This is a genomic window from Phreatobacter sp. AB_2022a (assembly GCF_026847585.1).
Taxonomy (GTDB): domain Bacteria; phylum Pseudomonadota; class Alphaproteobacteria; order Rhizobiales; family Phreatobacteraceae; genus Phreatobacter.
In genome coordinates this window covers 147,259-172,137 of record NZ_JAPSET010000002.1, presented here as the reverse complement: position 1 = coordinate 172,137, position 24,879 = coordinate 147,259, and the positions used below count along the sequence as shown (strand labels likewise).

Here is a 24,879-nt window from a genome sequence, read left to right as displayed (position 1 = left end):
ACGCATCCCCTTATCGCGTCACGAAACCCGCGCGTTTCAGCCGGTTCACCGCAAGGTCCAGCGCCGAGAGGAAGGCCGAGCGGTCGCGCGGGCCGAAGGGTTTCGGGCCGCGCGTCGTCTCGCCGGCCGAACGCAGGCCATCCATCAGGTTGCGGGTGGCGAGCGCGAGGCCGATCGAGGCTTCGTCGAACAGGCGCCCGTCGGGCGCGAGCACCACGGCGCCGGCCTTCACCGCGCGGGCGGCAAGCGGAATGTCGGCGGTCACCACCACGTCGCCGGCGCCCGCCCGCTCGGCGATCCAGTCGTCGGCGACATCGGGGCCCTCGCTCACCACGACGCGGTGGATCCAGCTTTCGCGCGGCACGGCGAGCGGCATGTTGGCGACGACATGCACGATGAGACCGCAGCGCTGGGCGACGCGGTAGACCTCGTCCTTCACGGGACAAGCGTCGGCGTCGACGAACACCGCGATCGGCTTGGCCGGCGCGCTCATGCCCGTAACCTCACCGGCCGCGGCGGTGCTTGAAGCCGCCGCGCTCGGCCTTGCCCTTCGGGCGCGGCCGCTTGCCGTCGCCGAACGGCTTGCCGCCCTTGCCGAACGGCTTTCCGCCGGGCTTGCGGCCCGGCCTGAGCGCCCGCTGCTCGGCGGGCGAGCCGCTCATCGGCTCGATATGGATATCCTCGCTGTTGGCGCGCCGGGCATTGACCGCGAAGGCCTCGGCCACCGCCTCGGCCACCTCGAACTCGGTGACGTCGTCGAAGATCCTGATGGCGCCGATATCGCGCCTCGTCACATTGCCGCGCCGGCACAGCATGGGCAGGATCCATTTCGGATCGGCATTGTTGTCGCGGCCGGCATCGAGCCGGAACCAGGCCATGCCGGCGGCCGAGCGGGCCGGACGCTCGCCGTCGCCGTCACGGTCGCGTTCGTGCTTGCCCCGGCCTTCGCGGCCGAAGCCGGGCTGGGTCACCTCTTCCGGCTCCGGCTGGCGGGCGCGGTAGCTGCGGACGAAGGCGATGGCGATCTCCTCCGCCGATTTCTTCTCCATCAGCGCCGCCGCCATGTCGCGGTCCTCGTCGGTCGCTTCCTCGCTGAACAGGGGATCCTCGACCAGCCGCTCGCCGTCGAGCTTGCGGATCTCCTCGGCGCTCGGCGGGCCCGACCATTCGGCGCGGATGCCGGCGTTGGCGAGCAGGCTCTCGGCGCGGCGGTGGCGCGCCGGCGGCACGATCAGGACGCTGATGCCCTTGCGGCCGGCCCGGCCGGTGCGGCCGCTGCGGTGCTGCAGCGTTTCCGGTCCGGTCGGCAGCTCGGCATGGATGACCAGGCCGAGATTGGGCAGGTCGATGCCGCGGGCGGCGACGTCGGTCGCGACGCAGATGCGCGCCCGGCCGTCGCGCAGCGCCTGCAGGGCCATGTTGCGCTCGTGCTGGCCGAGCTCGCCCGACAGGAACACGGCCGAGAAGCCGCGCTCGGCCAGCATGGCCTGCAGCCGCCGCACCGCCTCGCGCGTGTTGCAGAAGATGATGGTGCTCGGCGAGTCGATCAGCCTGAGCACGTTGACCACGGCATGCTCGACCTCGTTCGGCACCACCCTGATGGCGCGATATTCGATGTCGCCATGGCCGCGCTCGCCGCGCGAGGCCTCGATCCGGAAGGCATCGTGCTGGAAGCGCCTGGCGAGCGTCACGATGCCCGAAGGCAGGGTGGCCGAGAACAGCAGCGTCCGGCGGTCCTCCGGCAGGGTGCCGAGGATGAATTCGAGATCCTCGCGGAAGCCGAGATCGAGCATCTCGTCGGCTTCGTCCAGCACCACGGCCCGGGCGCCGTAGGGGATCAGCGCATTGCGCTCGATATGGTCGCGCAGGCGGCCGGGCGTGCCGACCACGATATGGGCGCCTTCCTCCAGCAGGCGCCTTTCGCGCCGGGGATCCATGCCGCCGACGCAGGCGATGATGCGCGCGCCCGCCTTGGCATAGAGCCAGGCGAGCTCGCGCTGCACCTGCAGGGCGAGCTCGCGCGTCGGCGCGATGATCAGGGCGAGCGGATCGCCGGCCGGCGCCATCCGCTCGAGCCCGCCGAGCAGGGTGGGAGCGAGGGCAAGGCCATAGGCAACCGTCTTGCCCGAGCCGGTCTGGGCCGAGACGAGCAGGTCCCGGTCGAGCGCGCCGGGGCCGATCACAGCGCTCTGCACCGGGGTGAGGTCGGTGTAGTTGCGCTCGGCCAGCGCTTCGGCCAGCGGCGGGGAAATGGCGGCGGAGATCGTCACGGGCGGATATGGCCTTGGTTCGGAGACTGGAAGGGCACGGCCGATGCCATGCCGCGCGAGGCGCGCTGCGGTCGGCTCGATTGAACGCTGAAGCCTTGCCCTTAAGCCATCGGCGCGGAAAACGCCACCGATGAATTGTGCGGTGCAGCAAAATGCCCCCGAAGCGCAGGCCGCGGGTGCGGTCGGCGCCGGCTATGCTATGTCCTTGGATCTGCCGGCGCGGGCGGCTCTCGCAATGGCGCCTGGCGCGCCGCGCGCCGCATGGGAGCATGGGCATGGGACCTGAGGACGTCATGGGTGAGCGGGAACTGGTTCTGTCGCGGCGCGGCCTGGGCGCGCTGGCGTTGGCGGGCCTTGCCGGCCCGGCTTTCGCTCAGGGCTTTCCGAGCCGCCCGATCCAGGTGATCGTGCCCTTCGCCGCCGGCGGCGGCGTCGACGTCACCATGCGTGTCGCGGCCGAGGCCGCCGGCGATCTCATCGGCCAGCGCTTCGTCGTCGAGAACCGCGGCGGCGGCGCCACCATCACGGCGACGACCGCGGTGGTGCGGGCAGCGCCCGACGGCTACACCGTGCTGACCGCGCCGACCACCATGGTGATCAACGCCGCCTCGCGCGACAACCTGCCGTTCGACTGGAAGACCGATCTCGTCCCGGTCTCGATGATCGCCAAGCTGCCGCTCGTCGTGGTGGCGCGCAGGGATGCGCCCTATTCGACCATGAGGGAGCTGGAGGCGGCCGCGCGCGCGGCGCGCGACCCGCTCACCTTCTCCTCCGGCGGCACCGGCACGGTGGCGCATCTTGCCGGCGAGCTGTTCGCGCTGCGCACCGGCATCAAGCTGCAGCACGTGCCCTATCGCGGCGAGGGGCCGGCGCTCTCCGATCTGATCGGCGGCACGCTGAAGGTCTCATTCGCGACGCTTGCTTCCGTCTCCGGCCAGATCGAGGGCGGCACGGTGAAGGCGCTCGGCGTCACCACCAAGGACCGCACGGGCCTCCTGCCCGGCGTGCCGACCCTGGTCGAGCAGGGCTACCCCGACTACGACGTCTCCGCCTGGCTCGCCCTGGTCGCGCCGCGCGGCACGCCGCAGGAGGCGATCGACGCCATGCAGAGGGCCTTCGCCGCGGCGCTGGCGACCCAGTCCGTCCGCGATCGGATGAAGGTGCTGGGCGCCGAGCCGGTGCCGGGAACCCCGGCCGAGCTCGCCGCCTTCATGGCCAAGGAGGCCGCCCAGTGGGCCGAGGTGGTGCGTGCCATCGGCCTGAAGCCGGAGTGAAGGCCAGTGGTGAACGGCGAGCGGCGAGCAGGGAATTGATCGATCCCAAGCAAGGTCAGCTGTCCTTCGGGGCCCGCGCTGACGCGCCCGCCTCGGGATGAGGTTCGTTGAGTCGCGCCGCGTAAGCTCGCGGCATCCACAACGATACCGTCCTCATCCCGAGGCGCGAGCTGCGAAGGACCGCCAGCTTTGGTGCAATGCGTCTCCGTGCAAACCATGGCCACGTCAGGAGGTTGCCCATGCAGGCCCTGCGCAAATTCGAACCGGCTCCCGGCATAGGCCGCGTCGAGGTGCCGCGGCCCCGTCCGGGCGCCGGCGAGGTGATCGTCGCCGTCGAGGCAGCGGGCATCTGTGGCACCGACCTGCACATTGCCGACTGGACCGGCGGTTATGAGGCCATGACGAGCGCCATGCCGGTGACCCTCGGCCATGAATTTTCCGGCCGTGTCGTGGCGGGCGCCGGCCTTGCCGCCGGCACCCGGGTCGTCGTCAGGCCTTCGGTCGTCTGCGGCGCCTGTCCGGCCTGCCGCGCGGGAACCGCCGAACGCTGCGCGGCGCGCACCGGCATCGGCATTCGCCGCGATGGCGGCTTTGCCGCCGAGGTCGCCGTTCCCGCCGTCAATTGCGTCGCCGTGCCGGCGGAGCTCGATGCCGAGATCGCCGCGCTCGCCGAGCCGATGACGGTGGCGGCGGAGGCGGTCGACCGGGCCGCGCTCCGTCCCGGCGCCCGTGTCCTGGTGCTCGGGCCGGGGCCGATCGGCCTCGGCGTCGCGCTGTTTGCTGAAAGCGCAGGCGCCGGCGAGATCGTGCTTGCCGGGCGCGACGATGCCGCCCGTTTCGTCGTGGCCCGCGCGCTCGGCTTCGACAGGCTTGTCGATGTCGGCGCGCGGCCGCTGGCCGAGGCGCTGACGGCGGCCAACGAGGGGCGGCCCTTCGATGCCGTCATCGAGGCGACCGGCGTCGCCCGGCTCGTCGGCGAGGCGCTGGCGGTGCTCGACCAGGACGGCACGCTCATCGTCGTCGGCATCCATTCCCGGGCTGCTTCGCTCGATCTCGTCAGGCTGGTGCGCTCCGGCCAGACCGTGCGCGGCTCCTATCGCGCGCCGCTCGCCACCTGGCCGCGCGTGCTCGCCGCCCTCGCCGCCGAGCCCGAGCGCTTCCGCGGGCTGATCAGCCACCGCCTGCCGCTGGTCGCGGCTCTCGACGGCTTCGCGGCCATGCGCGACCGTTCCGGCGTCAAGGTCATGCTGCGGCCGGAGACGGCGGCATGAAGCTTCAGGGTTCGGCCTTCCTCGCCTTGTGGAACGGCGTCGCGCCGGGTCGGCTCGACGCCTATGAGGCCTGGCACGGCATCGAGCACGTGCCGGAACGGCTCACCGTGCCGGGCATCCTCGCCGCATGGCGCTACCAGGCGAGAGACGGGGACGAGGCCCGTTTCTTCACGCTCTACGATCTTGCCGGCGTCGGCGTGCTCGACAGCGCCGAGTACCGCCGGCTGGTCGACACGCCGAGCCCGATGAGCCGGCTCATGCGCCCGCATCTCACCCATTTCAGCCGCATCGTCTGCCGCCTCGATCGGCGTGAGCCGTCACCGGCCGGGGCTTTTCTCGCGCCGATCGTTCTGGGCGGCCAGCCGGCCGCCGTCGCATCTCCTGAGGGCTGCGCCGTGCAATGGGGCCGGGTGGCCGCCGACGCGCCCGGCCATCCGCTCGCGCCGCCGGTGCCGTCGGGCGGCGGCGTGCTCCTGGTGGACGGAGCGGACGAGGCCATGCTGCAGCGGCTCGCCGCCGGACTTGCCGATGAGGAAGCCGCGGCGGTCTTTCGCCTGATCGGCAGCTTCCGGACGTGCGGTGGACGAATTAGAGTTGGCGAAGCTTCAGGGCTTGAAGATTGTGCCAGGGATGCCAGCGGACGCCTTTGTGAGGACGAAAAATAGAACGACGCTATGATACTTGCTGAAACCGCTGAATGATCAGGTGAGACGTGCATTTAGGGAAATTTAGCACGCATGGACTTCAGTGTTTATAGCATAAAATTGAGTAGAATGTAGAAATAATATAATTTTATATATCAAATGCGGGAAATAATCTTATTTTCCCAGTGGGGTGCTCGATGAGTTTTGGGATATTTTTTACAAGTTTCGCGGTCTTCTATGCAAATTATATAGTTTTACGTGTAGGAATTCCTATTGTTTTTGTTGCGATTAAGACAGGTTATCTGTTGGCGCGAGGCGCTGTTTATTCAAAATCAGAGAGTCCATTTAAGTATTGGCTGGGGATAATTTTTTGGATTTCAGTTGCATTTATTCTTAGCTTTGCGTCGGTGGTATGCGCGAGTGGGCTTTTTGCGCTTCTAAATTAGGCTGAACGTAGAATTGGAGCGAAGAATGACAAATTTCGGCGAAGCGCCGCTGGCTCGCATTCAAGCCAATATCGCAAGTATGCAAGTAGTGCTTCAAATGATGCAAGTACAGAATACGCAAGTTATGTCAATTTGACAAATATTTGGCTAGGTGTTTCTAGGTACGGAAAATTCGCGCAATTTGCTGCGAAACGCAGAGGCCACAGCGGCCGCTTTTGCCACTGAGACAAATACTCCTGATTATTCCGGTCTAATAAATGACGCTGCCGGATTGGCCGTCGCAAAACAATCATTTCGCGACTGATCGCCGAGATACAAGAGGAGATCACACGCTGACGTTTGTTCGGTCGCAAAACATTGAGCACCTTCCGAAGTTGTCGAGTTCGGGCACGATAAACTCCATTTCTTACAAAGCTACGAACGATCCGGTATTTTTGAACTTGCGGCGTACACTAACAGATACCGCTACATCGAAATCACCGGCCGATGTGCGGCATTTCATTTTAGCGAATTGAGTCGGGAAGGGCGATGGGCCCAGGCGATGATGTTGAGCGGCGGGCCGCTTGCCGCGGTTCCGCTCAAGCCCTTCACGCCGGCTGCGCCATCCGTGTGCCGTGTTCTGCTCCAGCCGCGCGGTCAGGCCGCGCGGGGCGCGCTTGGTCAGCGCCAGGCGGCCGCCATGGCCCTCGGCGATGGCGCGGGCGATGGTCAGGCCGAGGCCGAAGCCGGTGTCGCTGTTGAGGTTGTGGGCAGCATCGTCGCGGGCGAAGGGCTCGAGCATCTGTTCGCGTTCGTTGTCGGGAATGCCCGGGTCGCCGTCGCGTCCCCTGCGGGCTGCGCGGTGCAATGGGGCCGGGTGGCCGCCGACGCGCCCGGCCATCCGCTCGCGCCGCCAGTGCCAAAGGGCGGCGGCGTGCTCCTGGCCGATGGCACGGACGAGGCCGCGCTGCAGCGGCTTGCCGCCGGCCATGCCGGTGAGGAAGACGCGGCGGTCTTTCGCCTGATCGGCAGCTTCAAGGCGTGATCGGCAGAGACCGCGTTCTGGCAGCTCGAGCGCCTGTCTGAAAATACATACATTCCAAGTGTATTTTTATCTCGAATTATTGTGTATCGTCTCTGCCACTATAAAGGGGAAGTCGCTTTATTGTTCGACTGCGCAGAAAAGGGGGGCTAGCTTACGGAAAGCTGACATGCTTGGCTGACTGCATCGGGGCTGAGAATCTGCCGTTGGCAATGCGGGGGCGCATGCGCGGTTCGTCATCAGTTGCACGCGGCGATCCGCTGCGCATGATCTTTGCCGGCTATCGCGGGGCGCTCGGCTGGGTCGCGCTGTTCTCCGGCGTCATGAACCTGCTCATGCTCGCCGGCTCGATCTATATGCTGCAGGTCTATGACCGGGTGTTGGCAAGCCACAGCGTGCCGACGCTCGTGGCGCTCACATTGATGCTTTTCGCCGTCTTTCTGGTGCAGGGCCTGATCGATGTGACGCGCCAGCGGCTGCTGACCCGTATTGGAGCGGCTATCGACCGGCGCCTCGCGCCCGATATTTTTGCTCTGACAGCCGAGATTCCGGTGCGCGCCGGTGCGCGCCATGATGCCCTCCAGCCGAGTCGCGACCTCGACGCCATCAGAGCCTTCATGTCGGGCCTCGGGCCGACGGCGTTCTTCGACCTGCCCTGGGTTTCGCTCTTTCTCGTGCTCTGCTTTTTCCTGCACATCTGGATCGGCATTGCCGTGCTGATCGCGGCCGTGCTGCTGATCCTGGTCACGCTCCTCACCGACCGTGCGACGCGCGCGCCGACGCGCGATCTCGCGCAGGAGGCTGCCAGCCGCGGCCGCCTGACCGAAGCCGTCAGGCGCAATGCCGAGACGATTGCCGCCATGGGCATGCGCCAGGCCCTCGGCGCCCGCTATCAGGCGGTGCATGGCCGCTACCTCGCGGCCAGCGGGCGTCAGGCCGATGCCGGCGCCGGCTACGGCACGGTGTCGCGGGTCTTCCGCATGTTCATGCAGTCGGCCGTGCTGGGGCTCGGCGCCTATCTGGTGATCCGCGGCGAAGCGACGGGCGGCGTGATGATTGCCGCCTCCATCCTGATGGGACGCGCGCTGGCGCCGATCGAATTGTGCGTCACCCATTGGAAGGGGTTCGTCGCGGCGCGGCAGGCCCTGGCCCGGCTCAAGACGATCTTCGGCGCCGTTGGCGTGGCGCGCGAGCCCATGGCGCTGCCGGCGCCGAAACGCATGCTGACGGCCGAGCAGATCTTTGCCGGCCCGCCGGGCGCGCAGGACGCGATCATTTCGGGGATCTCCTTTTCGCTTCTGGCCGGCCAGGCCCTCGGCGTCATCGGGCCATCGGCGTCAGGCAAATCGACCCTTGCGCGTGTGCTGACTGGAGCCTGGAAACCGCTGCGCGGCTCCCTGCGCCTCGATGGCGCCGAACTCGACCAGTGGAGCGACGAAGCGCGCGGCAGCTTCATCGGCTACCTGCCGCAGGATATCGGCCTGTTCGACGGCACTGTGGCGGAGAACATTGCCCGGTTCCGTCTCGATGCCGAGGCGGACGCCATCGTCGAGGCCGCCCGGACCGCCGGCGCCGACGAGGTCATCCGCCGCCTGCCCGACGGTTATGACACGCGGATCGGCGAGGGCGGCATCACGCTGTCGGGCGGCCAGCGCCAGCGCATTGCGCTTGCCCGGGCGCTCTACGGCAGTCCCTTCCTCGTCGTGCTCGACGAACCCAATGCCAATCTCGACGCGGAGGGCGAAGCCGCCGTGACCGGTGCCATCCAGGCCGTGCGGCAGGCCGGTGGCATCGCCATCGTCATTGCCCATCGGCCGAGCGCGATCGCCGCCGTCGACATGGTGGCGGTGATGAAGGAGGGGCGCATCGCTGCCTTCGGCCCGAAGGACGAAGTGTTGAACAAGGTGCTGGCGCCGCGCGCCGGAACGAGGGCGCCATGACGGGCGAGGCTGTGAGCCGGCCGGATCGTGTGGCTACAGGCGGCGAGGATCGCTCGATCGCGCGGCATATCCGTTTCGGTCTTGCTGTCGCCGTGGTGCTGGTCGGCGGCGGCGGCGTGGTGGCCGCGACCGTGCCGATAGCGGGCGCGGTGGTTGCGCAGGGGACCGTCGTCGTCGATTCCAACGTCAAGACGGTGCAGCATCCCTTCGGCGGGGTGATCGGCGAGATCCGGGTGCGCGACGGCACGGCGGTGCGCGAGGGCGACCTCGTCATGCGGCTCGACGACACCGTGACCCGCGCCAACCTGCAGGTCGTCGTCAAGCAGTTGCACGAGAGCGAAGCGCGGCGCGTTAGGCTGGAGGCCGAACGCGACGGCATCGTTTTGACCCTGCCGCCGGCCTTGCGAGAGGCCGACCAGGACGGCGATGCGCGCCGGGCCTTCGACGGCGAAATACGCCTCTTCTCCGACCGCCGCGCTGCGCGCGACGGCCAGCGCGGCCAGTTGCGCGAGCGCATCGCGCAGATCCGCGAGGAGATGGTCGGCCTTCAGGCGCAGGAAGCCGCCCGGCGCCGGCAGGTCGAACTGATCAAGCGGGAGCTCACCGATATCAGGGCGCTGTTCCGGCAGAACCTGGTGCCGCGCACCCGCCTCGTCGAACTGGAGCGCGAGGCCGCTCGCCTCGATGGCGAGGTCGGCCAGTTCGTCGCCGAGCGTGCCCGTGCCGAGGGGCGTATCGCCGAAGCCGAATTGCAGATGCTGCAGATCGACCAGGACATGCGCCGCGAGGTTTCGACCGAGCTGCGCGAGGTTCAAATGAAGCTCGGCGAACTCATCGAACGGCGTGTGGCGGCCGAAGATCAGTTGAAACGCATCGATATCCGCGCGCCGCAATCGGGCTTCGTCCATCAGCTCGCCTATCACACCATTGGCGGCGTCGTTCAGGCCGGTCAGCCGATCATGCAGGTCGTGCCGGGCGATGATCGGCTCGTCATCGAGATCCGCGTCCAGCCGAACGACATCCACCATGTCGCGCCGGGGCAGTCCGCGTTCATCCGGCTGACGGCTTTCCCCCAGCGCACGACGCCGGAAGTGGAGGGACGGTTGATCCGCCTTTCGGCGGACGTCGCGCGCGATCCGCAGAACCAGATCCCGTTCTATCTGGCGCGCGTCGCCGTCGACGAAACCGAACTCGCCAAGCTGCGCGGCATGAAGATCGTCCCGGGCATGCCGGCGGAGGTTTTTGTGCGGACGGAGGAGCGCACGACGCTGTCCTATCTGATGAAGCCGCTGATGGATCAGGTGAAGAGGGTATTTCGTGAAATCTGAAGCGATGTTCCTTTGGATGGTCCGGATTGCCTCGGAGTTCTCGTCGTGAGCAAGGGTCTCAAGAGGGTCGTGCTGGCATTGGCCGTTCTGCTCGGCGCGGGCATGCTTGCTGGCGCCTATGTCGTCACGGCCGTCATGCCGGCCGGGGCCCTCCTGGAGCAGTTGACCCCGGATTTCATCAAGTATCGGTGGCAACTCAAATTCGGCTGGTTCTACCGCGTCAATGTTCAGCTCATCTACGAGAACGAACCGCTCGACATCGAGATCATCGTCGCCTGTGCCTCCCAGGCGCGCCAGATCTTCGGCGAGGGACGCAGCGTGCGCGCCGTCTATGCGCCCTATATGTTCGGGGTGCGCGTGCGTGGCGGTCATGGCGTGCTGGTGCAGTCGCCCAGCATTTGCCAGCGCAATTTCGAGCGCTTCCCGGTGCCGGACGACTACCTCCCCATCATCTTCTGGGCGCCTGATGCGAACAATCTCGAATTTCTGATCGCCTATCTCCACGAGCGAGCCTACGAGCAACCGGTTTCCAGGCTGAAATTCGTTCGCGCGACGATTACCGAGGTGACCGAAGCGGATCACAAGGCGTGGCGCGCGACCAGGTGGAAGGACAACATCATTCCGCTGGCGGATCGTTACGACGACCAGCTCCTGGGCGTTCAGTATTTTCGAGGCGACCGCTTCTTCCCACGCGACGACCTTCGATCCTTTGGCATATCGTCGATCCTTTATTGCCATTACTATCTGCGCCTGCCCCTGCCCGAGGTCATGCGCGCCGAGCTGCGCGCCCTGCGTCCGCCCGGGGAGCCTCGCTTTTGGCTCATACCCCATCAGACCGCGGCAACCTTGAGGGCCCGCTATCACGTCGAACTCAGGGATGAGGTCAACCGGCGCAACTTCGGCACTTGGGGCGATACGAATGGGGGGCCTGGGCCTCTCGAACCCGGCCTTGGTCTCCTGCGTCCTTCAGGCACGGGGCATCTCGGTGTCCGAGGGCGAGATGTGGCCGCGGGACAAGCTCCACGAATCCCTTATCGCGTCGAGACTGGTTATCCCTGGGTTGATCAACGGCTTCATCTTCAACGGACGCTTGATCTGAACATCGATACCGCAGGCGGTGCGGATCAGGGGTTTGCCTATTGCTTCCGCGACGCGGGGTCCGCGTTCTTTCTGAGGGATTCGAACAATCGGCTTCCGCCACGCGATCAGAGATACTTCATCGACGGCAATCTGGTCGCAGAGGCGCCGGGTCTTTCCTCGCTATTGCCGGGAATGACCATCGTCGAGAATGATGAATATCTATGGGCGAATGGACGTTTTGGCCTCAAGACAGAATTGGGGAGCATGCAATGAATACGGAAATCAAACTCGCTCTGCTCTGGTGAAATGATCGAAGATAACGATCATTTTTATTCAGCAGATGCTAATTATGGCCTGGACCGGATCACATTCGCCGGCGGAGAGATTTGGGATCGTGCCGAAATCGAAAGTCGGGTCTTTATCGGTGGGGGGGACGGTGGCGAGGCGCTCTACGGTACCGATGGAGATGATCGATTTCGTGGTGCTGGCGGTGCCGACGTCTTCCACTCGTCGGCTGGTAATGACACGTTTATTTATGCCATGGGCGACGGCAATGACATCATCAGGGAATGGTCGAGTTCAACGTCCGAGATCGACACGTTACGCTTCGTCGATATCGATGCCGACGGCGTCGAGCTGGCAAGATCCGGCAATGACCTGTTGCTGAAGATCCTGGCCACCGGGGAGGTTATCGAGGACGAGGAGCATTTTTCTTCTTCGTCTGTTCATTACGGCCTCGATCGCATAGTCTTTTCCAATGGAGAGATTTGGGATCGCACCCGGATCGGCAGCGAGGCTGCTTTCCGCGGAACCGCAGGCGACGATACGTTGAGCGGCACTGACGGCGCCGATACCTTCGTCGGAGGCGAGGGCGACGATACCATCCAGTCTGCCGGTGGTAGCGATACGTTCATCTATCGCGCCGGTGATGGCTCCGACCGGATTGTCGAGACGTCGACGGTCGCGAGCGAGACGGACAAGCTGAAGTTGGCGGACCTGGTGCTCGCGGACCTTTCCTGGTCGCGATCCGCGGCGGACCTCTTCATCAAGGTCAATTCAACCGGGCACGTCATTACCGTCGTCGACCAGTTTGGTGCTGGAGGAAGAGGCCTTGAGGCTATTGTGTTCGGCGATGGCTCTTCCTGGAGCCGGGCGGACATCGAGACGCGCGTGATGGCCTGGCCGGACACGCATGCGGGAACGTCGGGCCCTGATACACTCTATGGTAGTGCGGGCAACGACGTCATCTCGGGTTATGGTGGCGACGACAGACTGTATGGCGAATCCGGTGCCGACATGCTGTCCGGCGGAGCTGGTAACGACTACCTGCAGGGAGACTATGGCAACGATACCTATCTGTTCGACCTTGGCGATGGGCAGGATCGTATTCGCGACAGCGGCTCGTCTTCGGATCTCGACGAGCTGGTGTTGGGAACAGGCATCAGCACTGGCGATGTCACGGTAACGCAGGCAGATGCTGGTCAAGACCTCGTGCTCTCGATTGCGGGGGGCGGCAGCATCATCCTCGACGACCAGTTGGTCGCGACCTGGGGAGGCGTCGAGCAGGTGCGCTTTGCCGACGGTACGGTGTGGGACAGGGAAGCCTTGCTCGCACGTGCGACCCAGTCAACGTCCGGTGACGACACGTTCTACGGGGACTTCTCCGCCAACGCACTGTCTGGCGAGGCTGGTAACGACAAGCTCTACGGCGGCAACGGCAGCGATACCTTGTCCGGCGGCGCGGGTGACGACTACCTGCAAGGGGACTATGGCGACGATACCTATCTGTTCGACCTTGGCGATGGGCAGGATCGTATTCGCGACAGCGGCTCGTCTTCGGATCTCGACGAGCTGGTGTTGGGAACAGGCATCAGCACTGGCGATGTCACGGTAATGCAGGCAGATGCTGGTCAAGACCTCGTGCTCTCGATTGCGGGGGGTGGCAGCATCATCCTCGATGACCAGTCGGTCGCGACCTGGGGAGGCGTCGACCGGGTACGCTTTGCAGACGGTGTGGTGTGGGACAGGGAAGCCCTGCTCGCACGTGCGACCCAGTCAACGTCTGGTGACGACACGTTCTACGGGGACTTCTCCGCCAACACACTGTCTGGCGAGGCTGGTAACGACAAGCTCTACGGCGGCAACGGCAGCGATACCTTGTCCGGTGGCACGGGTGACGACTACCTGCAAGGGGACTACGGCAACGACACCTATCTGTTCAGTCTCGGCGACGGCCAGGATCGCATCCGAGACAGCGGCTCGTCTTTGGATGTTGATGAACTGATTCTCGGAGTAGGGATCAGCAGCGGCGATGTAACGGTAACGCAGGCCGATTCGGGGCAGGATCTCGTCCTCTCGATTGTCGGCGGCGGGAGCATTGTTCTCGACGACCAGTTGGTCGGGGCCTGGGGAGGCGTCGATAAAGTGCATTTTGCCGATGGCACGGTGTGGGACAGGATAGCGCTGCTCGCGAGCGCAACCCAGCCGACCGCCGGAGACGACACGTTCTACGGTGATTTCTCCACCAACACGCTGTCGGGCGGAGCTGGCGACGATAAGCTCCATGGTGGGCTCGACGGCGACACCTTGTCCGGTGGTACGGGCAACGACTATCTGCAGGGGGACTACGGCAACGACACCTATCTGTTCAGTCTCGGCGACGGTCAGGATCGCATCCGAGACAGCGGCTCGTCTTTGGATGTCGACGAACTGGTCTTTGGCGGAGGGATCGGCGCCGCCGATGTTGCAGTAACGCAGGCCGATGCCGGACAGGACCTTGTGCTCTCCATCGCCGACGGCGACAGCATTGTTCTCGATGATCAATTGGCAGGCACCTGGGGCGGCGTCGATCAGGTGCGGTTTGCCGATGGCACTCTTTGGGATCGTTCCGTGCTCTTCCAGAAATCGCTCGTGGGGGGCGCCGGTGATGACAGGATTTATGGCGACGGCGCTGCCAACGTCATTTCAGGCGGTGGCGGAAACGACCTCCTCTCCGGTGGAGGGGGCAGCGATACCTTTGTGTTCGATCCGAATTTCGGCCAGGACACGATTGCTGATTTCATCGCAGGCGCTGCATCACCCGACATCATTCAGTTCAAGTCGTCGATTTTCGCCGACTTCGCTGCGGTGATGGCGGCCGCGACCCAAAACGGCAGCGATGTCCTGATCTCGACAGGAGGCGGAGACACGTTGTTGTTGAAGAATGTCGGCCTGTCGAACCTGCATGCTGACGACTTCATTTTCGCGAATTGAGTCGGGAAGGGCGATAGGCGCAGGCGATGATGCTGAGCGGCGGGCCGCTCGCCGCGGTTCCGCTCAAGCCCTTCACGCCGGCTGCGCCATCCGTGCCGTGTTCAGCTCCAGCCGCGCGGTCAGGCCGCGCGGGGCGCGGTTGGTCAGCACCAGGCGGCCGCCATGGCCCTCGGCGATGGCGCGGGCGATGGTCAGGCCGAGGCCGAAGCCGGTGTCGCTGTTGAGGTTACGGGCGGCATCGCCGCGGGCGAAGGGCTCGAGCATCTGTTCGCGTTCGTTGTCGGGAATGCCCGGGCCGTCGTCGCGCACCTCGATGGCGACGCCGCCGGCCGGCTCGAGCGCGAGCCGCATGCGCGCGCCGCCGGCATATTTCAGCGCGTTCTCGACGAGATTGGTCACGGCGCGCTGGATCTCCGTCGGCCGCACGTCCATGCGCAGCGCCTCGGGCCCCTCGTAGGGCACGTTGACGCCCATGTCGGAGAACTGGTCGCTCACCGCCATCAGGATGCTCGGCAGCTCGGTCGGCGTCAGCGGCTCGCCGCCGCGCCCGTCGCGCAGATAGCTGAGCGTGCCGCGCACCAGCGTCTCCATCTGGTCGAGGTCGTTGAGCATGGCGGCCTTCTGGCTCTGGTCGTCCATGAACTCGGCGCGCAGCCGCAGCCGGGTGATCGGCGTCCTGAGGTCGTGGCTGACGGCGGCCAGCATGCGCGTGCGCTCGGCGACGAACTTGGAGATGCGCGCCTGCATCTGGTTCATCGCGCGGGCGAGCTGGCGCACCTCCTCGGGGCCGCGCTCTGGCAGGTCGATGGCGACGCCGTCGGCGGAATAGCGCCGCGCCGCCTCGGCGATGCGGTTGAGCGGGCCGGCCAGCGCATGGGCGGCCCAGAGGCTGAGGATGATCACGCTGATGCCGAGGAAGGTCAGCGTCGAGACGCCCGGTCCGAACGGCTTCGGCCGCAGGGTCGGCGGGAAGGTGACGCGGTAGATGTCGCCGTCGCGCAGCCGCACCAGGAGGTCTTCGGCCGCATCTGGCCGCGGCTCGGCGACACGCCCCAGCGACCAGACGGAAATGCCGGGCACCGCGCCGATGCGCCGGAACCGGTCCGGCACCGCGGGCGGCCTGTCGGGCGGCACGGCCGCCGTTTCGCGGCGGATGGTGATGTCCGGGCGCGCGCTGGCGAGGTTCGCCATCAGCCGGTCGCGCTCGGCGGGCGGCGTCGCGGTGATCAGCGACAGGAGCGCGGCGGCCCGGCCGGCGAGCTCGCCGGGATGGCGCGGCCCGAGCTCGGGATTGGAAAAGGAATAGACGATGGTCACGATGAGATGGAAGATCGCCACCGCGCTGACCACCAGCGCGGCGATCTGCACCGTGATCCGCCGCGGCCGGAGATCGAGCATCCAGCGCATCAGGCCGCTTCCACCTGCGGGGTGAACTGGTAGCCCGACGAGCGGACCGTGACGATGATGCTCGGTTCGTCCGGGCCGAGGCGGATCTTGCCGCGCAGGCGGCTGACCAGGATGTCGACGCTGCGCTCGAACGGGCCGACGGCGCGGCCCTGAGTGAGATCGACGATCTGCTCGCGGCTGAGCGTGCGGCCGGGCCGCTCGCAGAAGACGTGCAGGAGGTCGAATTCGGCGCTGGTGATGGCGATGCGCGCGCCGCTGGCATTGGTCAGCGTGCGATGGATGGTATCGACCGTCCAGCCGAGGAAGCGGTACTGCCGCACGCCCTCGGGGCGGGCCGGGGCGGCCGCGGTCTCGCTGGTCCGGCGCAGCACGGCGCGGATCCGGGCGAGCAGCTCGCGCGGGTTGAACGGCTTGGCGAGATAGTCGTCGGCGCCCACTTCGAGGCCGATGATGCGGTCGAGATCCTCGCCGCGCGCCGAGAGCATGATGACGGGAATGGAGCTCTGCGCCCGGACCCGCCGGCAAAGGCTCAGCCCGTCCTCGCCCGGCAGCATGATGTCGAGGATGATGAGATCGAAACGGTTGTCGGTGAGCAGCCGATCGAAATCCCGGCCATCGGGTGCGACGGTGACGCGGAAATTGTTGCTGCGCAGGTAGCGTGTCAGCAACTTGCTGATTTCATTGTCGTCTTCGACGACGAGAATGTGCGGTTGGCTGGACATGGCTGTGTTATCGCGCGGCCGCTCGGTTCCGGGCACAGTTTTATTGTTTCATGTTGTATCCGCTATTTGCCCGGGCCTGCGAAGGGGGCGGCCGGCCGCCGGGCATCACCGATTCGTGAGGCCGGTGCCGTAACGGCTTGCCGTGCGCCACCGTATGGCGTCACATCGCAACCTTCGCGGAGATCGGGCGCATGCTGCCATGGAACGACCGGACCGGCCGATTGTCCTGGCTGAAACTCGCTGCCTTTGCCGGCGTCATCGCGCCCGGCCTCTGGCTCGCCGTCCAGGCGGCGGGCGGGCTGCTCGGCTCCAAGCCCGTGACGGAAGCGATCCACCAGACCGGCGACTGGACGGTGCGGCTCCTGCTGCTGTCGCTCGCGGTGACGCCGGCCCGCCACATTTTCAACTGGCCGCGGCTGATCCTCGTCCGCCGCATGGTCGGCGTCGCGGCGCTCGCCTATGCGGTGCTGCATCTCGGCCTCTATGTCGTCGATCAGGCCTATGATCTTTCCAAGGTCGCCAGCGAGATCGTGCTGCGCTTCTATCTCACCATCGGCTTTGCCGCGCTGGTCGGCCTTGCCGTGCTCGGCGCGACCTCGACCGACGCCATGATCCGCCGCCTCGGGGCCGCCCGGTGGAACCGGCTGCACCGCATCGTCTATGGGCTGGCGGTGCTCGCCATCCTGCACTTCTTCCTGCAGAGCAAGATCGACGTCACCGAGCCGACGCTGATGGCGGGCCTGTTCCTCTGGCTCATGGGCTTCCGGCTCATGCGCCGGCTGAACCTGGCCGCGACGCCGCTGCAGCTCGCCGGACTGGCGGTCGCGGCGAGCGCGGCGACCGCGCTCCTGGAGACCGCCTGGTACGCCCTGCGCACCGGCGTCATGGCTTCCCGGGTGTTCATGGCCAATTTCTCCATCGATATCGGCCTGAGGCCGGCCGCCTGGGTGCTGATCGCGGGCCTTGTCGTTTCGGCCCTCGCGCTGGTCCGCCGTGCGGCACGCGCGCCGGAACGGCGCCGGACACGGCCGGTGCCGGCCGCCGCCGGCAGCGCGGCGGAGTGATCGGGTGGAACGGCGCGTGCGGGCAGGGAAAATCGTCTGTCGAGACTGCCGATATTGTCCTATGACAGATCTGTAGACATGACTTCCCTTTGGGCCTACCCCTAGGCGACCGGCCAATACCGGCCGGCCATCCGTTCGTCAGCGGCGGAAAGCCAAGGGGGAGCGCTGCACCGGCCCGACGAAGCGGCAGTGAAGGGGACATGGACAATGGCTGACCAAGGTTTGGCCGACCGGGCCGTCGACCCGGGCATGATGTGCCGCAAGACAGTGTCGGACATCATTGCCGAAGGCGCCCATCACACCTTGCCGAAGACACTCGGGCCCTGGAGCATCACCGCGCTGGGCATCGGCTGCATCATTGGCGCCGGCATCTTCGTGCTGACCGGCACGGCGGCAGCCCAATATGCCGGACCCGCCATCATGCTGTCCTTCGTCGTCGGCGGCATCGCCTGTGCCTTCGTCGGTCTGTGCTATGCCGAGCTCGCGGCGCTTCTGCCGGTCTCGGGCAGCACCTATACCTATACCTATGCGACGCTCGGCGAGCTCGTCGCCTGGATCATCGGCTGGGATCTGGTGCTGGAATATGCCATGGGCGCGGCGACGGTCGGGGTCGGCTGGTCCGGCTATGCCGTCTCGCTGCTCGCCAATTTCGGCATCCATGTCCCGCCCGCCTATGCGGCCGCGCCCGGTACGGTCGTCAGGCTTGTCGACGGCTCGACGGTGACCGGCATCGTCAACCTGCCGGCCGCCTTCATCATCCTGTTCCTCACCGCGATGCTGATCGGCGGCACCAAGGAATCGGCTCGCCTCAACAACATCATGGTGGCGGTGAAGCTTGCCGTGGTGCTGGCCTTCATCCTGATCGGCGCCGGCTTCGTCACGTCCAGCAACTGGACGCCGTTCATTCCTGCCAATACCGGCGAGTTCGGCCATTTCGGCTGGTCCGGCATTCTGCGCGGCGCGTCGGTGGTGTTCTTCGCCTTCATCGGCTTCGATGCGGTCTCGACGGCGGCGCAGGAAACCGCGAACCCGCAGAAGGACATGCCGATCGGCATTCTCGGCTCGCTGTTCATCTGCACGGCGCTTTATGTCCTCGTCTCGGCGGTGCTGACCGGCCTGGTCTCCTACCAGCAGCTGAACGTGGCCGACCCCATCGCTCGCGCCGTCGACGTCATCGGCTGGGCCTGGTTCGCCGTGCTGATCAAGGTCGGGGCGCTTGCCGGCCTCACCACCGTGATTCTCGTCCTGCTTTACGGCCAGAGCCGCATCTTCTTCACCATGGCCAATGATGGCCTCCTGCCGGGCCTGTTCCGCCGCGTTCATCCGCGCCTCGGCACGCCGAGCGCGAGTCTCGGACTGGTCGGCGTCGTCGTCGCCGCCATCTCCGCCCTGGTGCCGATCCACATCCTCGGCGAAATGGTCAGTATCGGCACGCTGTTCGCGTTCATCCTGGTCTGCTGCGCGGTGATCTATCTCCGGCGCTCCGACGCCGAGATCGCCCGGCCGTTCCGCACCCCCGCCGTGCCGGTCGTCCCGCTCGGCGGTGTCCTGTGCTGCCTTGCCCTGATGATCGCGCTGCCCTGGGAGACCTGGCTGCGGCTAATCGTCTGGCTGGCCATCGGGCTTGTCATCTATGCCGCCTATGGCAGCCGCCATTCGGTGCTTCGGCGCGGCCCGCGGGCGCAACGGCCGCTACGGTAGCCGCCTTTCGCGCCGGACGGGTCCGGCACGGGCGGATCGGCTGGCCGGGCTCGACAAGTCGGGTCCGGCACCACATCTTTGGACCTGAAACGCGGCCTCCGGCCGGCGCGCGCCGAAGGTGCGCCGGCCGCCGCCCGCACAGCGCCAGGATCGGAACCATGACCTCATCAGCCGAACAGGCCAGCCGCTATCCCGTCACCCATACGGACGAGGAGTGGCGCCGCCTGCTGACGCCGGAGCAATATGCCGTGCTGCGCGGCCATGGCACCGAGCGGCCGGGCAGCTGCGCGCTCAACTACGAAAAGCGCGCCGGCACCTTCTCCTGCGCCGGCTGCGGCCAGGACCTCTTCGTCTCGCACAAGAAGTTCGAGAGCGGCACGGGCTGGCCGAGCTTCGACACGCCGGTGGCCGGCAGCGTCGAGGAAAGCATCGACAGGTCCTACGGCATGGTGCGCACCGAGGTGCATTGCAGCCGCTGCGGCGGCCATCTCGGCCATGTCTTCCCGGACGGCCCGCCGCCGACCGGGCTGCGCTATTGCATCAACGGCGTGGCGATGAATTTCAGGCCGGAATAGGCGGCGCGCCGGGCCGCCCGGCCTCAGAGCACGAGGCCGGTCGCCGCGTCGATCAGGTGCATGTGATTGAGGTCGGCGGCAAGGCGCATCGGCTGGCCGTCGGCGGCACCGGCATTGGGATCGACGCGGCCGCAGAGCTGGGCTCCGGCAATGGTGAAATAGACCAGCGTCTCGTTGCCCATCGGCTCGATCACGTCGAGCTTGATCTCGAACGGCTCCTTGCCGGGCGGCATGTGCGGGTCGGTCTCGGTCAGATGCTCCGGCCGGATGCCGAGCAGGAGATCCGCCTTGCCGGCATGCGGCCTGTAGCGCGCGGTCTTGGCTTCGGGCACGGCGAGCGCGATCGTGTCGGTGAGCCGGACGCGCAGCGCCCCGCTCGCCTCTTCAAGCCGGACCGGCACGAAGTTCATGGCCGGTGAACCGATGAAGCCGGCGACGAACCGTGTCTTCGGATGGTGATAGAGTTCGTTCGGCGGGCCGATCTGCTCGATCCGCCCGTTGTTCATCACCACCACACGATCGGCGAGCGTCATCGCCTCGATCTGGTCGTGGGTGACATAGACGGTGGTGGTGCGCACCCTGAGGTGCACCTTCTTGATCTCGGTGCGCATCTGCACGCGCAGCTTGGCGTCGAGATTGGACAGCGGCTCGTCGAACAGGAAGACCTTCGGGTGGCGCACGATGGCGCGGCCCATGGCGACGCGCTGGCGCTGGCCGCCGGACAGCGCCTTCGGCTTGCGGTTGAGCAGCTCGGCAATGTCGAGGATGCGCGCGGCCTCGTCGACGCGGCTCTTGATCTCGGCCTTCGGGAAGCGCTTCAGGCGCAGGCCGAAGGACATGTTCTCGGCCACCGTCATGTGCGGGTAGAGCGCGTAGTTCTGGAACACCATGGCGATGTCCCGGTCCTTCGGCGGCACGTCGTTGACCACCTCGCCGTCGATGGCGATCTCGCCGCCGGAAATGTCCTCGAGGCCCGCGATCATGCGCAGCGTCGTCGACTTGCCGCAGCCGGACGGGCCGACCAGCACGACGAATTCGTGGTCGGCAATGTCGAGATTGATGCCGCGCACGGCTTCGACGTCGTCATAGCGCTTGACGACGTCGGTCAGGGTAACGCCTGCCATATGTCCCTCTTCAGCCCTTGGTCGCGCCGGCGGTGAGCCCCGCGATGTAATAGTCCATCAGGAAGGCGTAGATGATCAGCGGCGGGGCGGCGCCGAGCAGCGCCCCGGTCATGATCTGCCCCCAGTTGAACACGTCGCCCTTGATCAGCGTCGTGATGATGCCGACCGGCAGGACGAGCTGGTCGACCGAGGTGGTGAAGGCGAGCGGATAGAGGAACTGCGCCCAGCTCACCGTGAAGGCGAAGATGGTGGCTGCGATGATGCCGGGCAGCGCCACCGGCACGAAGATGCGGGTGAGCGTCTGCAGCCAGCTCGCCCCGTCGATGATCGCCGCCTCGTCGAGCTCCTTCGGGATCGAGGCGAAATAGCCGATCATGATCCAGGTGCAGAACGGCACGGTGAGGGTCGGATAGACCACGAGGAGCACCCACCAGCGATTGAGCAGCTGGATGCCGGTCCATTCGTGGAACACGGCGAACATCTTGAACAGCGGGATGAACAGGAGCGTGTCAGGCACGAGATAGGTGAGGAACACGCCGGTGGCGAGCGTCGCCGAACCCCAGAAACGCATGCGCGACAGGGCAAACGCCGCGGGGATCGAGATCAGCATGGTGATCGCCACCACGACGGTCGAGACGACGGCCGAATTGCGCGCGAAGGTGAGGAACTGGCCGGAGCCGAGCAGGGCGCGGTAGTTCTCCAGGGTCGGGTTGAACACCCACCAGGGATTGGTCGCCGCCGAGATCTCCGCGCTGCCCTTCAGCGAGGTGATCAGCATGTAGAGCGGCGGCACCAGGAAGAAGATGACGAACAGGACGAGAAAGAAATAGGACCAGCGCAGCGCCCAGGCGCGGTCCCGGCTCATCGAGCCGTAGCCTGTCTTGCGGGTCGGCGCGCCCTTGTCGAGAACGGCTGTGGCCATCAGGCTTCGTTCCCCCGTTTGTTGATGTCGCGCAGGATGAAGATCGCGGCGATGCCGAGGATCGGCACCATGAACAGCGACACCGAGGCGCCGAGCGGGATGTCGCTGCCCTCGATGCCGAGCCGGAACGCCCAGGTGGCGAAGAGATGGGTCTTGTCGAGCGGTCCGCCGGCGGTGAGCACCCGCACGATGTCGAAATTGGCGAAGGTGACGATGGTCGAGAACAGCGCGGTGATGGCGATGATGTTGCGCATCATCGGCAGCGTCACGTACCAGATGCGCTGCCACCAGTTGGCGCCGTCGATGGCGGCGGCCTCGTAGAGCTGGTCGGGCACCGATTTCAGCGCCGCCAGATACATGATCATGAAGAACGGCGCGCCGACCCAGATATTGACCAGGATCACCGAGAAGCGGGCCCAGTTGGCATTGCCGGTCCAGGCGATGGGGCCGAGCCCGAACAGCGAGAGGGTGTAGTTGAAGGCGCTGTAGGAGGGGTCGAACAGCCAGAGCCAGGCGAGCGTGCTCATGGCCGGCGGGATCACCCAGGGGATCAGCAGCATGCCGCGCCATTTGCGCTGGCCCTTGGCCGGAATGTTGTGCACGAAATGGGCGACGATGAAGCCGATCAGCGCCTTGAAGATCACCGCGGTGATGGCGAAGAGGCACGACTGCCAAACCACCATCCAGAAGGTTTCGCGGGTGAACAGGAACTGGATGTTGCCGAACGGGATGTAGCCGCAAATGCTCTGCGTCACCCACGTGCAGTTGCGCATCCAGGCGATGCTGGTCATCGACTTGCGCAGGGTCGAGAGATAGATCGCATAGAAGGCCGGATAGACCACCAGGACCAGGATCAGGAGGATCAGCGGCAGCGCCATCAGGAAGGCGATGGTCGACTTGCGCTGGAAGAAGCGCCTGAGCGCCGAGGGCCGGGCCTTGGCGGCTCGTGCCGTCGTTCCGGTGGAGTTCGAAGACAGGGCCGCATCGACCATGGGCTGCCTCGCATGATGAAGGATCGGGTCCGCCGGGCGGTATGGCCCGGCGGAGCGACGAGGACGGAACGCCGCGCGCTGCGGCGGGGGAAGGGGCAGCTCCGCCGGCCTAGCCGCGCAGGAAGCCTTCCACCTCGCTTTCGGCCCAGGCGAGCGTGCGGTCGATGGCCTCGCCCTGCATGTGGCGCACGATCATCTTGGTGAGCGTCGCCTGTGCGTAGATCTGCTGGGCGATCTTCGGCGGCGCCGGGGCGGCCGCGATCGACAGCGTCTGGTGGTTGTGCGGGTTCGGGTAGTGGTAGAGCGTTCCCTTGGGCGGCTCGGCCTCGGCCCAGGTCTTGAAGGTGAGGAATTTTTCGAAGGAGGGGATGTCGTAGCCGCCGGAGGCCTCGACGAACTTGGCCGCCGCCGCCGCCGTCGACATGTGCACGAGCACGCTCTTCGCCGCCGCCTTGTTCTGCGAGAAGCTCCAGATGTTCCAGAAATAGGGCAGGAAGGGTGCATAGCGTCCCTTCGGGCCCGACGGGAAGCCATGGTGCCAGAGCTGCTGGGCGACCTGCGGCGCGTCGCGCTTGGCGACCGCCCAGGCGCTCGGCGGGTTCATCACCATCGCGCCGCGGCCGGAGACGATCCATTTGTTGTTGGAGGAATCGTCCCAGGCCGGCGCGTCCTGCGGATAGAACTTGGCGACCCGCGCGCCATATTCGAGCGCCTGGCGCACGGCGTCGGACTTGACCGTGACCTCGCCCTTGGCATCGACCAGTGCCGCGCCGAAGGCGTGGAAGAAGGCGCCCGCCGTGTCGACGGAATCGGTCGTCTCGCCGAGCCCGACGCCGAAGGCGAAGCCGGCCTTGCTGCAGGCTTCCGCCGCCTTGGCATAGGTCTCCATGTTCCAGGTATCCGCCTTCGGCGCGGCGCCGGCCGGATACATGGCCTGGATGTCGATGCCGGCATGCTGCTTCATCAGGTCGAGCCGCGCGACCGGGCCCTTGATCTGCGAGCCGATGGTGGAGGGCACGCCGAGCCATTTGTCGCCGAGCTTGCCGAGATACTGCACGGTGCCGTTGACCTGCCCGTTCTCGGCGATCAGCTGCGTCATGATGTCGTTGCAGGGTTCGAGCTGCTCGGCATGGGCATGCGGCCACCATGTCGGCATGGCCAGGATGTCGTGGCCGGATTTGGCCTGGGCCTCGGCGGCGATCGTCAGGAGGTTCTTGTTGCCCTGCGAGGGAATGAAGTCGATCGTCACCTCGACCCGTTCCTTGGCCGCCCATTCGTTGATGACCGCGGTGGCCGCCGCATTGGCGCCGGGCACCCAGTGGTCCCACAGGCCGAGCGACAGCTTGCCGGCGGCGTGAGCGCCGCGCACATGGGGCGCGGCCAGCGCCACCGTCGTCAATGCGGCCGTGCTCGCCATGAAGCGGCGCCGCGTCCAAGTCTTCCCCTGTACAGTCTTCCCGTGCATCGCCTTGATCCTCCCTCTCTCGGCATGCGCGGCAGGTTCCCGCGCATGGGCGCGCCGGCCCCTGATTGTTGTGGATGATGAGCGCGTCTCAGACAGGCGAGCGCGGTTCATGGATCCCGTGAGGCTCGGACGACGGCGGTCAGTAAACGATAAAATTCGCCGGCCTCCTAGATGCCAAACCCGCGCATGGGGAAGTTTTATTCTTTTCGCATCCGCACAAGGAGCGGTCCGCGCCCCGCGAATGCTTGGCGGTGCTGGTGCGACGGTGGGGATCGCAGGGCACCGTCGTGAGTGTGTCGGACAATATTCCTTTTGCAGTGCCGTCGAAATCGCCGCAGCAGCGAAAGGTGTCGCAAAGCAGATGCACAACAATTCGGCAGC

At 66.1% G+C, this 24,879-nt stretch carries 20 protein-coding genes; 11 read left to right on the top strand and 9 right to left on the bottom strand.

The annotated features are described in order from the left end of the window. Nucleotides 1-10 precede the first annotated feature (10 nt). Together OZ671_RS02190 and OZ671_RS02185 are read right to left on the bottom strand one after the other, a co-directional pair. Nucleotides 11-493: a YaiI/YqxD family protein gene (locus OZ671_RS02190; RefSeq protein WP_268859193.1), complete on the bottom strand. Its 483-nt coding sequence runs from the start codon at nucleotides 491-493 to the stop codon at nucleotides 11-13. 10 nt (nucleotides 494-503) lie between these two features. Then, nucleotides 504-2,270, bottom strand: a complete 1,767-nt coding sequence (locus OZ671_RS02185; RefSeq protein WP_268859192.1) for a DEAD/DEAH box helicase — start codon at nucleotides 2,268-2,270, stop codon at nucleotides 504-506. A 275-nt stretch (nucleotides 2,271-2,545) separates the two neighbouring features. Here OZ671_RS02185 and OZ671_RS02180 point away from each other — a divergent pair, with 275 nt between their 5' ends. From OZ671_RS02180 to OZ671_RS02170, 3 genes are all read left to right on the top strand, one after another. Then, nucleotides 2,546-3,544, top strand: a complete 999-nt coding sequence (locus tag OZ671_RS02180; RefSeq protein WP_268859191.1) for a Bug family tripartite tricarboxylate transporter substrate binding protein — start codon at nucleotides 2,546-2,548, stop codon at nucleotides 3,542-3,544. A gap of 239 nt (nucleotides 3,545-3,783) precedes the next feature. Next, nucleotides 3,784-4,815, top strand: coding sequence for a zinc-dependent alcohol dehydrogenase (locus tag OZ671_RS02175; RefSeq protein WP_268859190.1), 1,032 nt, complete (start codon nucleotides 3,784-3,786; stop codon nucleotides 4,813-4,815). Continuing rightward, a complete protein-coding gene (locus tag OZ671_RS02170; RefSeq protein ID WP_268859189.1) occupies nucleotides 4,812-5,480 on the top strand; it encodes a hypothetical protein in 669 nt (222 codons plus the stop codon). Before OZ671_RS02175 ends, OZ671_RS02170 begins: the two co-directional genes overlap by 4 nt. An 831-nt stretch (nucleotides 5,481-6,311) precedes the next feature. Here the strand turns inward: OZ671_RS02170 and OZ671_RS31940 are convergent. Continuing rightward, nucleotides 6,312-6,686, bottom strand: a complete 375-nt coding sequence (locus tag OZ671_RS31940) for an ATP-binding protein (protein ID WP_328286331.1) — start codon at nucleotides 6,684-6,686, stop codon at nucleotides 6,312-6,314. Here OZ671_RS31940 and OZ671_RS31935 point away from each other — a divergent pair. From OZ671_RS31935 to OZ671_RS02145, 5 genes are all read left to right on the top strand, one after another. Then, on the top strand, nucleotides 6,651-6,929 hold the full coding sequence (locus OZ671_RS31935) for a hypothetical protein (protein ID WP_328286330.1): 279 nt from the start codon (nucleotides 6,651-6,653) through the stop codon (nucleotides 6,927-6,929). The two genes, OZ671_RS31940 and OZ671_RS31935, sit on opposite strands and share 36 nt — an antisense overlap. 221 nt (nucleotides 6,930-7,150) lie before the next feature. After that, nucleotides 7,151-8,866 carry a type I secretion system permease/ATPase gene (locus OZ671_RS02160; protein ID WP_268859188.1) on the top strand — a complete coding sequence of 572 codons (1,716 nt, stop codon included), beginning with the start codon at nucleotides 7,151-7,153 and terminating at the stop codon, nucleotides 8,864-8,866. After that, nucleotides 8,863-10,194: an HlyD family type I secretion periplasmic adaptor subunit gene (locus OZ671_RS02155; protein WP_268859187.1), complete on the top strand. Its 1,332-nt coding sequence runs from the start codon at nucleotides 8,863-8,865 to the stop codon at nucleotides 10,192-10,194. The genes OZ671_RS02160 and OZ671_RS02155 overlap by 4 nt, the downstream gene beginning before the upstream one ends. 45 nt (nucleotides 10,195-10,239) lie before the next feature. Continuing rightward, nucleotides 10,240-11,547 carry a hypothetical protein gene (locus tag OZ671_RS02150; RefSeq protein WP_268859186.1) on the top strand — a complete coding sequence of 436 codons (1,308 nt, stop codon included), beginning with the start codon at nucleotides 10,240-10,242 and terminating at the stop codon, nucleotides 11,545-11,547. Between the two features lie 33 nt (nucleotides 11,548-11,580). Continuing rightward, nucleotides 11,581-14,526: a calcium-binding protein gene (locus OZ671_RS02145; protein WP_268859185.1), complete on the top strand. Its 2,946-nt coding sequence runs from the start codon at nucleotides 11,581-11,583 to the stop codon at nucleotides 14,524-14,526. A 72-nt stretch (nucleotides 14,527-14,598) separates the two neighbouring features. Here OZ671_RS02145 and OZ671_RS02140 read toward each other — a convergent pair whose 3' ends face one another. Beyond that, a complete protein-coding gene (locus tag OZ671_RS02140; RefSeq protein ID WP_268859184.1) occupies nucleotides 14,599-15,933 on the bottom strand; it encodes an ATP-binding protein in 1,335 nt (444 codons plus the stop codon). Next, the gene (locus tag OZ671_RS02135; RefSeq protein WP_268859183.1) at nucleotides 15,933-16,655 is read right to left on the bottom strand and encodes a response regulator; all 723 of its coding nucleotides are present in this window, start codon (nucleotides 16,653-16,655) and stop codon (nucleotides 15,933-15,935) included. Before OZ671_RS02135 ends, OZ671_RS02140 begins: the two co-directional genes overlap by 1 nt. A gap of 191 nt (nucleotides 16,656-16,846) precedes the next feature. Here OZ671_RS02135 and OZ671_RS02130 point away from each other — a divergent pair, with 191 nt between their 5' ends. From OZ671_RS02130 to msrB, 3 genes are all read left to right on the top strand, one after another. Then, complete coding sequence (locus OZ671_RS02130; protein WP_268859182.1) at nucleotides 16,847-17,719, top strand: sulfite oxidase heme-binding subunit YedZ; 873 nt, start codon at nucleotides 16,847-16,849, stop codon at nucleotides 17,717-17,719. A gap of 207 nt (nucleotides 17,720-17,926) precedes the next feature. After that, entirely contained in the window at nucleotides 17,927-19,420 is a 1,494-nt protein-coding gene (locus OZ671_RS02125; RefSeq protein WP_268859181.1) for an amino acid permease, read from the top strand. A gap of 158 nt (nucleotides 19,421-19,578) precedes the next feature. Continuing rightward, nucleotides 19,579-19,995, top strand: coding sequence for a peptide-methionine (R)-S-oxide reductase MsrB (msrB, locus tag OZ671_RS02120; protein WP_038304020.1), 417 nt, complete (start codon nucleotides 19,579-19,581; stop codon nucleotides 19,993-19,995). Between the two features lie 23 nt (nucleotides 19,996-20,018). Here msrB and OZ671_RS02115 read toward each other — a convergent pair whose 3' ends face one another. The 4 genes from OZ671_RS02115 to OZ671_RS02100 all read right to left on the bottom strand — a co-directional run bounded on the left by OZ671_RS02115 (nucleotide 20,019) and on the right by OZ671_RS02100 (nucleotide 24,498). Continuing rightward, complete coding sequence (locus OZ671_RS02115; protein WP_268859180.1) at nucleotides 20,019-21,119, bottom strand: ABC transporter ATP-binding protein; 1,101 nt, start codon at nucleotides 21,117-21,119, stop codon at nucleotides 20,019-20,021. 10 nt (nucleotides 21,120-21,129) lie between these two features. After that, nucleotides 21,130-22,041: a carbohydrate ABC transporter permease gene (locus OZ671_RS02110; RefSeq protein WP_268859179.1), complete on the bottom strand. Its 912-nt coding sequence runs from the start codon at nucleotides 22,039-22,041 to the stop codon at nucleotides 21,130-21,132. Next, a complete protein-coding gene (locus OZ671_RS02105) occupies nucleotides 22,041-23,033 on the bottom strand; it encodes a carbohydrate ABC transporter permease (RefSeq protein WP_268859178.1) in 993 nt (330 codons plus the stop codon). The genes OZ671_RS02110 and OZ671_RS02105 overlap by 1 nt, the downstream gene beginning before the upstream one ends. A 109-nt stretch (nucleotides 23,034-23,142) precedes the next feature. Next, nucleotides 23,143-24,498, bottom strand: a complete 1,356-nt coding sequence (locus OZ671_RS02100; RefSeq protein ID WP_442957048.1) for an ABC transporter substrate-binding protein — start codon at nucleotides 24,496-24,498, stop codon at nucleotides 23,143-23,145. Nucleotides 24,499-24,879: the final 381 nt, after the last annotated feature.

Excerpts from the sequence above, each read along its gene's own strand:
- OZ671_RS02190 (WP_268859193.1), bottom strand. The coding sequence starts at position 493 with ATGAGCGCGCCGGCCAAGCCGATCGCGGTGTTCGTCGACGCCGACGCT.
- OZ671_RS02180 (WP_268859191.1), top strand. The coding sequence starts at position 2,546 with ATGGGACCTGAGGACGTCATGGGTGAGCGGGAACTGGTTCTGTCGCGG.
- OZ671_RS02175 (WP_268859190.1), top strand. The coding sequence starts at position 3,784 with ATGCAGGCCCTGCGCAAATTCGAACCGGCTCCCGGCATAGGCCGCGTC.
- OZ671_RS02170 (WP_268859189.1), top strand. The coding sequence starts at position 4,812 with ATGAAGCTTCAGGGTTCGGCCTTCCTCGCCTTGTGGAACGGCGTCGCG.
- OZ671_RS31940 (WP_328286331.1), bottom strand. The coding sequence starts at position 6,686 with ATGCTCGAGCCCTTCGCCCGCGACGATGCTGCCCACAACCTCAACAGC.
- OZ671_RS02160 (WP_268859188.1), top strand. The coding sequence starts at position 7,151 with ATGCGCGGTTCGTCATCAGTTGCACGCGGCGATCCGCTGCGCATGATC.
- OZ671_RS02155 (WP_268859187.1), top strand. The coding sequence starts at position 8,863 with ATGACGGGCGAGGCTGTGAGCCGGCCGGATCGTGTGGCTACAGGCGGC.
- OZ671_RS02145 (WP_268859185.1), top strand. The coding sequence starts at position 11,581 with ATGATCGAAGATAACGATCATTTTTATTCAGCAGATGCTAATTATGGC.
- OZ671_RS02140 (WP_268859184.1), bottom strand. The coding sequence starts at position 15,933 with ATGCGCTGGATGCTCGATCTCCGGCCGCGGCGGATCACGGTGCAGATC.
- OZ671_RS02135 (WP_268859183.1), bottom strand. The coding sequence starts at position 16,655 with ATGTCCAGCCAACCGCACATTCTCGTCGTCGAAGACGACAATGAAATC.
- OZ671_RS02130 (WP_268859182.1), top strand. The coding sequence starts at position 16,847 with ATGCTGCCATGGAACGACCGGACCGGCCGATTGTCCTGGCTGAAACTC.
- OZ671_RS02125 (WP_268859181.1), top strand. The coding sequence starts at position 17,927 with ATGGCTGACCAAGGTTTGGCCGACCGGGCCGTCGACCCGGGCATGATG.
- msrB (WP_038304020.1), top strand. The coding sequence starts at position 19,579 with ATGACCTCATCAGCCGAACAGGCCAGCCGCTATCCCGTCACCCATACG.
- OZ671_RS02115 (WP_268859180.1), bottom strand. The coding sequence starts at position 21,119 with ATGGCAGGCGTTACCCTGACCGACGTCGTCAAGCGCTATGACGACGTC.
- OZ671_RS02110 (WP_268859179.1), bottom strand. The coding sequence starts at position 22,041 with ATGGCCACAGCCGTTCTCGACAAGGGCGCGCCGACCCGCAAGACAGGC.
- OZ671_RS02105 (WP_268859178.1), bottom strand. The coding sequence starts at position 23,033 with ATGGTCGATGCGGCCCTGTCTTCGAACTCCACCGGAACGACGGCACGA.
- OZ671_RS02100 (WP_442957048.1), bottom strand. The coding sequence starts at position 24,498 with ATGCACGGGAAGACTGTACAGGGGAAGACTTGGACGCGGCGCCGCTTC.